Source organism: Massilia suwonensis, assembly GCF_042655665.1.
GTDB lineage: Bacteria > Pseudomonadota > Gammaproteobacteria > Burkholderiales > Burkholderiaceae_D > Telluria > Telluria suwonensis.
Genome location: NZ_JBHSMR010000004.1, coordinates 79,149 through 93,136 on the forward strand (window position 1 = coordinate 79,149; position 13,988 = coordinate 93,136).

General features: G+C 60.4%; 9 protein-coding genes. 8 read left to right on the forward strand and 1 reads right to left on the reverse strand.

Annotated features, from left to right (window positions below; translation table 11 throughout):
- Positions 1–15 precede the first annotated feature (15 nt).
- The 4 genes from ACFPQ5_RS03015 (at position 16) to ACFPQ5_RS03030 (ending at position 5,639) form a co-directional block, all read left to right on the forward strand.
- Positions 16–1,551 carry an efflux RND transporter periplasmic adaptor subunit gene (locus ACFPQ5_RS03015; protein WP_379751778.1) on the forward strand — a complete coding sequence of 512 codons (1,536 nt, stop codon included), beginning with the start codon at positions 16–18 and terminating at the stop codon, positions 1,549–1,551.
- Positions 1,548–4,724: an efflux RND transporter permease subunit gene (locus tag ACFPQ5_RS03020; RefSeq protein WP_379751780.1), complete on the forward strand. Its 3,177-nt coding sequence runs from the start codon at positions 1,548–1,550 to the stop codon at positions 4,722–4,724. Before ACFPQ5_RS03015 ends, ACFPQ5_RS03020 begins: the two co-directional genes overlap by 4 nt.
- Before the next feature lie 121 nt (positions 4,725–4,845).
- The gene (locus tag ACFPQ5_RS03025; RefSeq protein ID WP_379751781.1) at positions 4,846–5,106 is read left to right on the forward strand and encodes a hypothetical protein; all 261 of its coding nucleotides are present in this window, start codon (positions 4,846–4,848) and stop codon (positions 5,104–5,106) included.
- Positions 5,107–5,189: 83 nt separating this feature from the next.
- Positions 5,190–5,639: a copper-binding protein gene (locus ACFPQ5_RS03030; protein ID WP_379751782.1), complete on the forward strand. Its 450-nt coding sequence runs from the start codon at positions 5,190–5,192 to the stop codon at positions 5,637–5,639.
- Positions 5,640–5,848: 209 nt separating this feature from the next.
- Here the strand turns inward: ACFPQ5_RS03030 and ACFPQ5_RS03035 are convergent, their stop codons facing one another.
- A complete protein-coding gene (locus tag ACFPQ5_RS03035; protein WP_379751783.1) occupies positions 5,849–6,124 on the reverse strand; it encodes an IS3 family transposase in 276 nt (91 codons plus the stop codon).
- Between the two features lie 660 nt (positions 6,125–6,784).
- Between ACFPQ5_RS03035 and ACFPQ5_RS03040 the strand changes: the two genes are divergently transcribed.
- From ACFPQ5_RS03040 to lpdA, 4 genes are read left to right on the forward strand one after another with little or no spacing between them, the layout of a single operon-like run.
- Positions 6,785–8,035: a TolC family protein gene (locus ACFPQ5_RS03040; RefSeq protein ID WP_379751784.1), complete on the forward strand. Its 1,251-nt coding sequence runs from the start codon at positions 6,785–6,787 to the stop codon at positions 8,033–8,035.
- A gap of 3 nt (positions 8,036–8,038) precedes the next feature.
- Positions 8,039–9,271: an efflux RND transporter periplasmic adaptor subunit gene (locus ACFPQ5_RS03045; RefSeq protein ID WP_379751785.1), complete on the forward strand. Its 1,233-nt coding sequence runs from the start codon at positions 8,039–8,041 to the stop codon at positions 9,269–9,271.
- A gap of 36 nt (positions 9,272–9,307) precedes the next feature.
- Positions 9,308–12,493, forward strand: a complete 3,186-nt coding sequence (locus ACFPQ5_RS03050) for an efflux RND transporter permease subunit (protein ID WP_379751786.1) — start codon at positions 9,308–9,310, stop codon at positions 12,491–12,493.
- Between the two features lie 44 nt (positions 12,494–12,537).
- Entirely contained in the window at positions 12,538–13,974 is a 1,437-nt protein-coding gene (gene lpdA, locus ACFPQ5_RS03055) for a dihydrolipoyl dehydrogenase (protein WP_379751787.1), read from the forward strand.
- Positions 13,975–13,988 lie beyond the last annotated feature (14 nt).

Genomic DNA, 13,988 nt, shown 5'->3' on the forward strand with positions numbered 1-13,988 from the left:
AACAAGGATTTTTATATGAATGCTAAAAAAGCAACGATTGCTTTGCTCGTGGCTGCTGCATTGGGCGCTGGCGGGTACGGCCTGTACAAGCTCGGCATGAATCGAGGGACGGCGATGTCAAGCGCTCCACAAGCGGCGTCCTCCGTCCAAGCAGAAGGTGTCGATCCAGCCAATGAACGAAAGGTTCTTTATTGGCACGACCCGATGGTCCCAGGCCAGAAGTTCGACAAGCCAGGCAAGTCGCCCTTCATGGACATGGAGCTGGTGCCCGTGTATGCCGATGAAACTGGCGACGAGGGCGCAGTCAGCATTAGTCCTCGCGTCGAACAAAACCTGGGTGTTCGTACCGCCGAAGTCACGAAGGCCAAGCTCGCTTCCAACGTGGAAGCTGTCGGCAATGTGGCCTACAACGAACGTGACGTTGCCGTGGTACAGGCGCGCAGTAACGGCTACGTCGAGCGGCTCTTCGTGCGCGCACCGCTCGACCCGGTAAAAAAGGGGCAGCCGCTGGCGGCACTGTATGTGCCCGACTGGGTCGCGGCGCAGGAAGAATACCTGACTGTGAAGCAAATGAAAGGCCCTGGCACAGATGGACTCGTGGAAGGGGCCCGACAGCGTATGCGCCTGGCGGGAATGACGGATGCGCAGATTCGCAGTGTCGAGTCCAGCGGCAAGGTAAAGCCCCGCTTGACCATCAGCTCGCCGATCAATGGGGTCGTCGGAGAACTCACCGTCCGTGAAGGGATGACGATCGCATCGGGTGCGCCCATGTTCCGGATCAATGGGCTCAGCACTGTATGGGTCAACGCGGAGGTGCCCGAAGCTGCGTCGGCCGGGGTCCGTCCAGGCGCCCGCGTCGAGGCCCGCACGCCTGCACTCCCTGGCACGGTGTTGCAAGGCAAGGTCAGCGCGATCCTTCCTGAAGTTGAGGCGGCAACGCGCACTGTGAAGGCGCGCGTCGAACTTGCCAATCCTGGACAGCGACTGGTGCCAGGCATGTTCGCGACCGTGAATTTCACCCCCGTGGCCAGCGCGGAGACCTTGACGGTGCCGACGGAAGCAGTGATCCAGACCGGTACGCGCAGTGTCGTCATGCTCGAACAAGGCCGGGGCAAATTCATGCCTGTTGAGGTCCAGATCGGACGCGAGAGCAACGGCCAGACCGAAGTCCTCAAAGGTCTGGCCGCCGGACAAAAAGTTGTTGTTTCGGGCCAGTTCCTGATCGATTCCGAAGCCAGCTTGAGAGGCACCACTAACCGGCTGAGCGGTCCTGAACCGGCGGGCGAAGGCAAGCCAAGCTCGGGGCCGACGACACATCGTGCTCACGGGAAGGTGGAGAATATCGATAAGGATGAAATCACGTTTTCGCACGATCCGGTTCCGAGCATGCAGTGGCCGGCGATGACGATGGGCTTCAGGGTGCCGGCCGGGGGCCTTCCGAAAAATCTGGCAGTCGGCGACACGGTGGACTTCGAATTCGAGCAAACGAAGGACAGATCGTTCCAGGTCACCGGTATCGTCCCTGCCGCTGTGGGAGCTACCAGGAAATGATCGCCAAACTCATTCGCTGGTCGATCCTCAACCGCTTCCTGGTCCTGCTTGCGACAGTCGGGATCACGGCCTGGGGCATCTATGCGCTGCAGCGTACGCCGCTCGACGCACTCCCCGACTTGTCCGACGTGCAGGTGATCATCCGCACCTCCTATCCGGGCCAGGCGCCACAAATTGTCGAGAACCAAGTCACCTATCCGCTGACGACGACGATGCTGTCGGTACCCGGAGCGAAAACGGTGCGCGGCTATTCCTTCTTCGGCGATTCCTTCGTCTACATCTTGTTCGAGGATGGGACGGACCCCTACTGGGCGCGCTCGCGCGTGCTGGAGTATCTGAATCAGGTGCAGTCGCGCTTGCCGCCACAGGCGAAAACCGCACTCGGGCCGGACGCCAGCGGGGTTGGCTGGGTGTACGAGTATGCCCTGGTCGACCGCAGCGGCAAGATGGACCTGTCGCAGCTGCGCGCGTTCCAGGACTGGTTCCTCAAGTACGAGCTCAAGACGGTGCCGAATGTGTCGGAAGTCGCAAGCCTGGGCGGCATGGTTCGTCAATACCAGATTGTTCTCGATCCCGACAAGCTGCGGGCCTACAACATTGCGCACAACGTCATAATCGATGCCGTACAAAAGGCAAACCAGGAAGCGGGCGGCTCGGTGCTCGAGCTGGGCGAAGCCGAATACATGGTGCGCGCAAGCGGATACCTGCAGTCGCTGGACGACTTCCGCAAGATTCCACTGACGACCTCGGCGGCGGGCGTTTCCGTCCGGCTGGGTGACGTCGCACGCATCCAGCTGGGGCCGGAAATGCGGCGCGGCATCTCCGAGCTGAACGGAGAAGGCGAAGTGGCAGGTGGCGTCATCGTCATGCGCTCCGGAAAAAATGCGCTGGAAACCATCGATGCGGTGAAAGCCAAGCTGGCGGACCTCAAGCCGAGCTTGCCCCCCGGCGTGGAGATCGTGCCGACCTATGACCGCTCGCACCTGATCCAGCGCGCTGTCGACAACCTGCGCGACAAGCTTGTCGAAGAATTCATCGTCGTCGGGTTGGTCTGCGCGGTCTTCCTGTTCCATCTGCGCTCCGCGCTGGTCGCAATTGTGACACTGCCGATCGGTATCCTGATCGCCTTTATCGTCATGCATTACCAGGGCGTGAACGCCAACATCATGTCGCTCGGCGGTATCGCGATCGCGGTGGGCGCGATGGTCGACGCCGCTGTGGTCATGATCGAGAACGCGCACAAGCATATCGAAACGTGGAATCACACCCATCCTGGCGCAAAACTCGAAGGAGAAGCGCGCTGGCGGGTCATCGGGGACGCCGCCGCCGAAGTCGGTCCTGCACTGTTCTTTTCGTTGTTGATCATCGTGCTGTCGTTCATTCCAGTGTTCACGCTGGAGGCACAGGAAGGACGGCTGTTCTCGCCGCTTGCCTTCACGAAGACCTATTCCATGGCGGCCGCCGCGGGACTGGCCGTGACCTTGATCCCGGTCCTGATGGGCTACCTCATCCGTGGACGGATTCCCGATGAACGGAAGAACCCGCTGAATCGTTTCCTGATCGCTGTCTACCAGCCCTTGCTCGATGGCGTACTGCGCTTTCCGAAGGCGACCCTGGTCGCCGCCGCGGTGATTGCCGTCATTACCGTTTGGCCGATGACGCGACTCGGCGGCGAATTCATGCCGCCTCTCGACGAAGGCGACCTTCTGTACATGCCGTCGGCGCTGCCAGGGCTATCGGCGGGCAAGGTGTCTCAACTGCTCCAGCAGACGGACCGCCTGATCAAAACCGTGCCCGAAGTGCAAAGCGTGTTCGGCAAGGCTGGAAGGGCCGAGACGGCGACCGATCCTGCGCCGCTGGAGATGTTCGAGACCACGATCCAGTTCAAGCCACGGGATCAATGGCGGGCGGGGATGACCACCGATAAGCTGGTGGAAGAACTGGACCGCGTCGTCAAGGTGCCGGGGCTTTCCAACATCTGGGTGCCGCCGATCCGAAACCGCATCGATATGCTGGCCACCGGCATCAAGAGTCCGGTCGGCGTCAAGGTAGCCGGCACCAGCCTGCAGGAGATCGACCGCGTTGCCGGAGAAATTGAACGGATCGTCAAGACAGTCCCAGGCGTGTCTTCGGCACTTGCCGAACGCCTCAACGGCGGACGTTATATCGACGTGAACATCAACCGCGACCAGGCAGCGCGCTACGGCATGAATATCGCCGATGTGCAGAGTGTCGTATCGGCGGCAATCGGGGGCGATAACATCGGCGAGACCGTCGAGGGCCTGCAGCGCTTCCCGATCAATGTCCGCTATCCGCGCGAAATCCGGGATTCGCTCGAAAACCTCCGCCAGTTGCCAGTCCTGACGCCGCGCGGCGCGCAGATTCGCCTGGGAGACGTAGCAGCGATCCGCATCAATGACGGCCCGCCCATGCTCAGAAGCGAAAATGCACGGCTGTCTGGCTGGGTGTACGTCGACATCCGGGGGCGCGACATGAACTCGGTCGTGCGGGACATGCAGCAGGCTGTCGCCAGGCAGGTCAAGCTGCAGCCTGGCTACTCGATTTCGTGGTCCGGCCAGTTCGAATACCTGGAACGCGCCAGCGCGAAGCTCAAGGTTGTCGTGCCGGCGACGCTCCTGGTGATCTTTGTCCTCCTCTACCTGACATTCAAGCGCTTTGACGAAGCCATCCTGATCATGGCCACCTTGCCGTTCGCATTGGCAGGCGGCATCTGGCTGCTCTGGATCCTCGGGCATCACCTGTCGGTCGCCAGCGCGGTCGGCTTCATTGCGCTCGCCGGCGTGGCGGCCGAGTTCGGAGTGATCATGCTTCTCTACCTGAAGCATGCCTGGGAGGTGCGCCTGGCGGCCGGCAAGTCGTCCGAGGCCGATTTGCTGGACGCCATCCGGGAAGGGGCTGTACAGCGCGTCCGACCGAAGGCCATGACCGTGGCGGTGATCATTGCAGGCTTGGTACCCATCATGATCGCGTCCGGCACCGGCTCGGAGATCATGCAGCGTATCGCCGCGCCGATGGTTGGCGGCATGTTGTCCGCGCCATTGCTGTCGATGTTTGTGGTTCCGGCTGTCTACCAGTTGATGCGCCGTCGCGAGTTAAGAAAAGAAAACGCGGGGGAACCCGCTCGCCGGGAGGCCAGTTATGAAACCACATGAGGTAGCACTGCATGGTGGTTCAAGGGCCGCGCTATCGGCAGCGCCAGTGCGCAGGGATCAACGCTCTGTCGCAGCCATGTTCTGCCGAGTACAATTTTCGCAGTCGTTCAAGGAGTCAATCATGAAGAAATTTCTTGTCACCATAGTCAGCGCGATGTCATTCGCTGCCACTCTGCCGGCGTTCGCTGGTCCCGATTGGCCAATCATCGAGCACGGACGCAAAGTCAAGGCAGAGCGCATGCGGCAGGAACAAGCTCGGCGCGCCCAGGAAAAATCGCAGGAAAACCCGAAACAGTCGGGTAGCAAAACCGGCAAGGAACAAATGATGAAGGAGTGCATGGAAATGATGAACAAGTCAAAAGAGCAGCCTGAGCGTCAATGAACAGGTCGCCTGAATTTCGTCGCAACAACGTGTCGCTCCATCGCGAAGGCACGCCTTTATTTACCACTGTAAGGAGAAATCTCATGAAACGCTTTGCCCAACTGACCTTTATTTCTGCTCTGTCTATCTCAGGGGCCGCGTTCGCCCACTCGGGTGATATGAAGGGCATGGAGATGAAAAGTGGTTGTATGGACATGAAGGATATGAAAGGCATGGACATGAAGGATATGAAAAACATGAACATGCAGGAATGTAAGAACATGATGAAGGAGCACACTGCCGACAGCAAAGGTCAGGGCGCGCACAAGCAAGGCACTGTGCACAAGACATCAGCCGTGGTCAAGGCGGTGGATCCGGTTAACAGCAAGGTGACACTTGACCATGCCCAGGTAAAGACCCTGAATTGGCCTGCAATGACGATGACTTTCGGCGTCAAGGAGAAATCCTTGCTCGACAAGCTTGCAGTCGGCAAGAAAGTAAACGTTGAATTCACCCAGCAAGGATCGAACTACGTCGTTTCAGCCGTCAAATAAATAGGCACACGGGTTTCAGCTCGTGCTCGATTCGTCAGCACAGTGACAAACTGGGTAGCAACGCTTGCGGGTGTGCCCAGCGTTGCTGTGCTAGCAGCTGCGCCGTCATTGTCGGTTGTACCGACCAGCAAACCACACGGCGCGAGTACAGGTCGAGGACGACAACGACAAAAGCCAGCCTTCGCTAGTCCAGACGTTAGTAAAGTACGCTACCCATTTCTGGTTCGGGCCAGTCGCCTCAACCTGCCGATCCAGCAGTGTCTGCGCAATTGCGTGGACTGGCGAACCGGGTTGCCCTGGTGCGAGACACGCTTCTGATGCCCCTTGATGCCTGCTGCTTTCATCAATCGGGCTACACGGTTCTCACTGCAGGCAATGCCAGCATCGATAAGGTCTCGCACTACGTGCGGCGAACTATATGTTCCATCGCTGGCTTCGTGGCTGTGCTTGATTGCCTTGAGGGAGCTGGGCATTCTCACGTACATGTGCGCTTGGGCGCCTGCCGAGCCAGTCGTAAAAGCCACTGCTCGATACGCCAATCAGACGACACATCGTTCGGGTTGGCCAGATGGTCTGATATCTGGCGACGAAGCCGTACTTCACTTGAGGTCGGCTGCGAAGCAGCCGAGCGCCTTTTTTAACATGTCGCGCTCCGTCTTGACCTTCGCCAGCTGGTGCCGCATGCGCTCATATTCCTGGGGCGATACCTTCTCGCACCCGACTGCGACCTCTACATTGAAGTTGGCATCTCACCACGGTCCGAGCATCTTGGCACCAAAGCCGAGGTCGCGGGCTATCGCCGCATTGCTCGCGCCAGGCCGGCCCATCACCTTGACCGCCTCGGGCTTGAGCTCTTCTGAGAGCAACCGTCTGTCACGTGCCATGTAATACCTCTGATAGGAACATCATACCTATCGAAAGTGCCCGTCGCGGCTGCGGAAGGCCACTATCCGGGTTTCCGATAGTTATTGCCAGTTGTAGGTGGAGAATCCAGCAATCCAATTTTTCGTAATAGCGAATCGTCGCGGCTTGCGTTTGCACCGCCGTAGATTGCTGCCCTTTTGGAAAATTGCGTGACATATGCTTGACATTGAAGTTGCTTCAGGGCTTATAAAGTCCATTTACCAATTCGTCAAACCTATCCAATGATGCGCACCAAGATTAACTTCTGTGTCACCGCGGTGCTACTGGCCATGTGCGCAGCGGCAGGATCTTCTTCCGCCCAAGCCACTGCGCTGACGCTTGCCGAAGCCGTTGCGAGAGCTCGCGTCCAAGCACCGCAACTGCAGAGCGCTGATGCAGTACTACGCGCTGCGGACGCCAATATCCAAATATCCGGCCTGCGGCCTAACCCAACACTTGCTGTGGAAGCGGAAAATGTGATGGGATCGGGGCGCTATTCCGGCTTCGGAGCGGCGGAGAAAACGGTTTCACTGTCGATGCCGCTGGAGCTGGGCGGCAAGCGGAGCGCAAGAATACGCGTGGCACAGGCCGAGCGTGCTGTAGCCGGCATTGGCGCGCGCTCCGCTGAAGCAGAACTTACCCTCCAGATCACCGAGGCATTTGTTACCCTCGCCGCCAGTGAGCACTACGTTGCGATCGCAAAAGCCACTCAAGAACTGGCCGAGCGCGCGCATCACGTGGCACGTGAGCGGGTACGAGCTGGAAAAGCCTCTCCCATCGAAGAACAACGGGCGGACGTTTTACGAATCAATTCGCAGGTTCGCCTGGGCAAAGCGATACGTGCCGCCGAGCTGGCGCAGAAAACGATCGCGCGACTGACGGGTGTGTCGATGCCACTCGCAATCGGGTCTTCTTGGTTCGAGCGGATCGAAGGCAATGAGGCGATGCCACCAGCTGGGAAGAAGCTGGCGATCGCCACAGCTGAGGCGGAACTAGCTGCTGCAGAGGCTCGCGTTGACGCGGCCAGGCGCGACCGGATACCGGACATAACGCTGACTGCCGGCATGCGGAAGTATGGCGAAACATCCGACAAGGCAGCTGTTTTAGGCCTGTCGGTCCCGCTGCCATTGTTCAATCAGGGCAGCGCCGCACTTGCGCGGTCCCGAGCGGAATTTGATCGCGCCGCCGCTATGCGCCGTGCCGTCGTACTGGAAGTCGAGCAGTCGACCGCGCGCGCAGAAACTGAGGTGGCCGACGCACTGGCGGCTGCGCAGGCGGCCAATGGCCCCGCGCTCGCAGCCGCGGAAGAGGCGGCACGTATCGCGAGGATCGGCTATATCGAGGGGAAGTTCCCGCAACTCGAATTGATCGAGGCCGAACGCTCATTGGCCGAGACGCGCGAGAGCGCGGTTGATGCGCTCGCAGCACTTCATACAGCACGAGCGCGCCTGGCTCGGCTACAAGGTTCCAACTCTCCAATTTATAAGGATTGACCCATGCAAGCGGTATTCCGATCGGGCCTGTGTGCCGCGATGATCCTCTTGAGCGCATGCTCGCCCAAGTCAGATACGGCCAATTCTAAGGAAGCTGCCGAACAGGGCGAACAAACCTCGAATGCCAAAGGTAAACAGGCCGAAAAGGCCGAGAAAGGCGAATCCAAAGGCGAGACCGGGGAGCATCGCGAAGCTGCGGAGAAGGAAGGCAAGGAAGACTTTGTCACGCTTTCGGACCAGCAAATCAAAGCTGCGGGGATCGAGGTCATGCCGGTTCGGCAAGCATTCGCCGGAGCGGTCGAGGCGCCGGCAGTCATCGCGGCAGACCCGAAACATGCTGCCGTCGTTTCGAGCGCTGTAGGCGGCCGGGTAGTCGAGATCCGGCGCAACCTTGGCGACCCGGTCGCTCGTGGCGACGTGCTTGCCGTCCTCGAAAGCCGTGACATCGCCCAGCTCAGGGCCGACATTGAGATCGCCAGGCGGCAGTACGAACTGTCGCAGGCCACATTCGCACGCGAAGAACGCCTGTTTGGCGAAAAAGTCACCTCGCGGCAGGAAGTCGAAATTGCGCGCAATGCCGCGCAAGAAGCGCGCACCCGTCTTCGTTTGGCTGAGCAACAACTGGCCGCCGCCGGGGCAACAGGCGGAGGACAGCTCAATCGGCTGATGCTACGCTCGCCGATCAAGGGCAACGTCACGGCACGGCAGATCGCCCTGGGCGACGTCGTCGCTCCGGACGCACACCTTTTCGAGGTTGCCGACCTTGACGAACTGGCCGTCGAGCTTTCGTTATCGCCAAACGACGCAGCGCGCGTCGTCGTTGGTACGGCGGTGGATGTGTCGACCGACGGCCGAACCGGTGCCGGCCGCATCACCCATGTGTCGCGTGTCCTCGATCCCGCTACCCGCCAGGTACGAGCCATTGCACGGCTGGCGAATGGACAGGGAAGCTGGCGCGTCGGCGAAACAGCCAGGGCCTCAATCGCGCTCGAGGGCGGTGCCGGCGGCCCCCAGCTCGCCATTCCACGGACGGCTGTGCAGACCGTGGAGGACAAGCCCAGCGTATTCGTGCGGGAGAAAGAAGGGTTCGCGATCAAGCACGTTGTCCTCGGCGGCAATGCGGCCGGTTACGTCAAGGTGATGTCGGGCCTCGCAGGTAACGAACAGATTGCGGTCAGCAATACCTATGTGCTGAAGGCGGAACATGGCAAAGGGGAGGCAGGAGACGATGACTGATTTCCTCATTCACCGCCTGCTGGAGGACACCCCCGCATGATCGCTCGCATTGTTAATTTCTCTGTTGCGCTGCGCTGGCACGTACTCGTCGCAACGATCCTGCTGTCGATCCTCGGGGCATTGGCGCTGACCCGTCTGCCCATCGACGCAGTCCCCGACATCACCAATACCCAGGTACAGATTAATGTTGTCGCACCTGCGCTCGCGCCCGCTGACGTCGAGCGACAGGTCACCTATCCTATCGAAACCGCGTTCGCCGGCATCCCCGGCCTGGAATCGACCCGCTCGCTGACCAGGCACGGCTTTGCGCAGGTAACGACAGTCTTCAAGGATGGCACGGATATCTATTTTGCGCGCCAGCAGGTGGCTGAACGGCTGCGCGCAGTCGAGCGTTCGCTTCCGCCAGGCGCTACCGCAAGCCTCGGGCCGATTGCGACCGGTCTCGGCGACGTCTATATGTGGACGGTGGAATTCGCATCTAAACCAACTCCTAAGGCTGGTCCGGCGGCTGGGCTTCAGGCCGATGGCAGCTATGTCACCCCCGAAGGCGAAGTGCTGCGTAGTGCTGCAGAAAAAGCCACTTACTTACGCACGGTGCAGGACTGGGTCGTTGCGCCACAGCTTAAGAACACTGAAGGACTGGCGGGCGTCGACGTCATCGGGGGGTACGTCAAGCAGTACGTGGTTACGCCGGACCCGCAGCGTCTCGCGGCTCTGGGAATCAGCTTGACAATGCTGGGCGAGGCGCTCGAACGCAATAATACGAGTGCCGGCGCCGGTGTCGTCGTTCAGAACGGGGAAGCACTCACGGTCAAGGCCGACGCACGCATCACGTCGGCCGAGGAATTGGCGAAGACCGTCATTACCACCCGTAGCGGCACGCCAGTGCTTGTCTCCCACGTCGCTACCGTCGGCCTGGGACAGGAAGTACGCTTCGGATCTGCATCCGAAGGCGGGCAGGAGGTCGTCGTGGGTACCGCCGTGATGCGTATCGGCGAAAATAGCCGAACGGTTGCCGCAGCGGTCGATGTTCGCCTGAAAGAGATCGCGCGCTCCTTGCCACCAGACTTGGTGATCCGACCGGTGCTCGACCGCACCCGGCTGGTGGATGCCACCATCAAGACCGTGGCAACCAACCTAACCGAAGGTGCGCTGCTGGTAATTGCCGTCCTGTTCGCGCTCCTCGGAAACCTGCGCGCAGCACTGATCGCCGCTGCGGTCATCCCGGTCACCATGCTTCTGACCTCGGCTGGCATGCTCGAGGCAGGGCTCTCGGCGAACCTGATGAGTCTGGGCGCGCTCGACTTCGGCCTCATCGTCGATGGCGCGGTGATCATCGTGGAAAATGCATTACGTCGCATTGCGGAACGCCAGCATGCTACCGGGAGGATATTGACCAAGGCGGAGCGTCTCGATACCGTTGCTGCTGCCGCCCGCGAGATGATCCGGCCAAGCGTCTATGGACAGGCGATCATCATTCTCGTCTACGTGCCGCTGTTGACGTTCCAGGGCGTCGAAGGCCGTATGTTCGCACCGATGGCGGTAACGGTAATCCTTGCATTGGTCTTCGCTTTCGTCCTCTCGCTCACCTTCGTGCCTGCCGCGATTGCGCTCTGGCTGTCGCGCCATGTCGATGAAAAGGAAAACAGGCTGGTGAAGGCCGTGTCGTCGTCGTACGCGCCGTGGCTGGACCGTGCTCTCGCAAGGCCCAAGCTGACCGGCGTACTGGCGACCGTTGGCTTCGCGAGCGCCATCGGCCTGTTCACAACGCTCGGCCAGGAGTTTCTCCCGACGCTCGATGAGAAGGATGTGTTGTTGCAGGTGGCCCGCATTCCCGGTACGTCCCTGGACCAGAGCCAGGCCATGCAGTTTGCGGTTGAGAAGGCGGTCGGGAACTTACCCGAGGTGAAGCTCGTGTTTTCGAGAACCGGTACAGCTGAACTGGCCGCCGACCCGATGCCACCGAACATCACGGACACCTTTGTCATCGTCAAGGATCGCTCCGAGTGGCCTGAACCCGGGATGAGCAAGGCTGAGCTTGTGGAAAAGATCGAGAAAGCGGTCGCAGGCATCCCAGGTCAGAACTATGAGCTGACCCAGCCCATCCAGATGCGCTTCAACGAGCTCCTGGCCGGCGTGCGGGGCGACATCGCTGTCAAGGTTTATGGCGACGATTTCGACACAATGCTTCGCACCGCAGAGCAGGTCGCGGCGAAGCTGCGTGCCGTCAAAGGCGCCGAAGATGTAAGGGTAGAGCAAGTGCAAGGGCTTCCGCTACTCGATGTGCGTCTTGATCGCGACGCCATGGCCCGGGTCGGGCTGACCGCCCAGGATGTGCATGACACGCTCGCTGCAGCCGTAGCGGGCCGCGAGGCCGGCTCGATTTACGAAGGGGACAGGCGCTTTGACGTCGTCGTAAAACTGGACGAAAAGACCCGGAACGACGTACAAGCCTTGCGCCTGCTGCCTGTGCTGACGCCGGGAGGCAGTTTCGTACCCCTCGGATCGGTGGCGACGCTGGAGACGTCAAAGGGGCCGAACCAGATCAGCCGGGAAAACGGCAAGCGCCGTGTGGTCGTCCAGGCAAACGTGCGCGGTCGTGATATCGCAGGCGTGGTCAGCGACGCGCGGGCCGTCATTAACGCGGACGTCCGGGTGCCGGCGGGTGTATGGCTCGCCTGGGGAGGGCAGTTCGAAAACCTCGAGCGCGCGCGAATGCGCCTGGCGGTCGTGGTACCGGCTTGTTTCGCACTCATCGTCGTGTTGCTGTACTCGGCCGTCGGCTCCTGGCGCGCCGCAGCGGTGGTCTTCACCGGCGTTCCCCTAGCCCTGATCGGCGGCATCGCGGCGCTATGGCTGCGCGGCTTGCCGTTCTCCATTTCAGCCGCCGTCGGATTCATCGCACTTTCCGGCGTCGCGGTCCTCAACGGACTGGTGATGGTTGGCTCTATCGACGACCTGGCAAAGCAGCTGCCGTGGGCGCAAGCAGTGCGTGAAGGCGCGCTGAGGCGCCTGCGCCCGGTGTTGATGACTGCCCTGGTTGCGTCGCTTGGATTCGTCCCGATGGCACTGGCGACAGGTGCCGGCGCGGAGGTACAGCGGCCGCTGGCAACGGTGGTCATCGGTGGCCTTATCACAGCCACAATTCTGACGCTGTTCGTGCTGCCGACGCTATATCAACGCTTTGCCCGCCCGGCAGAGAGCATGGCGGAAGGAATTTGAGCCGGTAGAGCGAAGGCATTTACTCGCACAATCGAAGGGTGTACATGGAAAAGCAATATGACGTAGTGATCATTGGAGCTGGTTCGGGCGGCTACATCGCCGCAATCCGGGCCGGGCAACTCGGACTGTCAGTGGCATGCATCGAATCGAATCCTTATGCCGCCGCTGATGATCAGCCGCGTCCTGGCGGAACCTGCCTGAACGTGGGATGCATTCCCTCGAAAGCATTGCTCGCGTCGAGCCACCTGTACGAGCAGATCGTGCACCATACTGCCGAGCATGGAATCACCACTGGCGATGCGGCGATTGACGTCACCAAGATGATCGATCGGAAGGCTGGGGTGGTCACGAAAATGGCGAAGGGCATTGAATACTTGTTCAAGAAGAACAAGGTCGACTTCATCAAGGGACACGCACGCTTCATTGGCGTGCAGGACGGGGTGTACGGCATGGAAGTGTCGTCCAACGACTCTGTGCAACGGATTCGGGCCCGCAACGTCATCATCTCCACGGGATCGAAACCGCGGCAACTGCCGGGCGCCACGATCGACAATGCGACTATTTGTGACAACGCGGGAGCACTTGAGTTTCGTGAGGTGCCACGGCGCTTGTGCGTCATCGGCGCTGGTGTGATCGGGCTTGAATTGGGGTCGGTCTGGCGACGACTGGGTGCGGATGTAACCCTATTGGATGCGATGCCCGACTTTCTGCCAGCCTGCGATAGCAGTGTGTCGAAGGAAATGTTCAAGCTGATGTCAGGTCAAGGGCTGAAGTTCGATCTTGGCGTGGCCATTGGCCATATTGCGCTTACGGCCGAAGGGGCAACAATCTCGTATCGCGACAGTGCCGGCGCCTCCCGGGAGCTCGTCAGCGATAAGGTGATCGTGGCGATCGGACGGGTACCAAGTACGGAGGGCCTGGGAATCGAAGCCATCGGCCTGCAGCTTGACCAGCGCGGCTATGTTCCTGTCGATGAGCACTGTCGGACTGCGCTGCCGAACCTATATGCCATTGGTGACGTCGTCCGCGGGCCAATGCTTGCGCATAAGGCTGAAGAGGAAGGAATCATGGTGGCTGAGATCATTGCCGGGCAAACCGGTCATGTGAACTACAACGCCATTCCCTTCATCATTTACACGAGTCCGGAAGCAGCATGGGTTGGCAAGACGGAGCAGGAGCTGAAGCGCGACGGACGGGCTTTCAAGTCGGGACAGTTCCCCTTCTCGGCCAATGGCCGGGCACTGGGCCACGGGGACGCGCAGGGATTCGTCAAGGTGCTGGCCGACGCCCAGTCTGACCTCATGCTAGGCGTGCATATCGTCAGCTCGCTGGCGTCGGAAATGATAGGCGAAGCGACGATGGCACTTGAATTTTCGGCATCGTCAGAAGACATTGCCCGCATCTGCCATGCGCATCCAACACTCTATGAAGCAATCAGGGAAGCGGCGCTCGCTGTCGACAAACGTGCGCTCAACATCTGATCGCCAACTGTTCA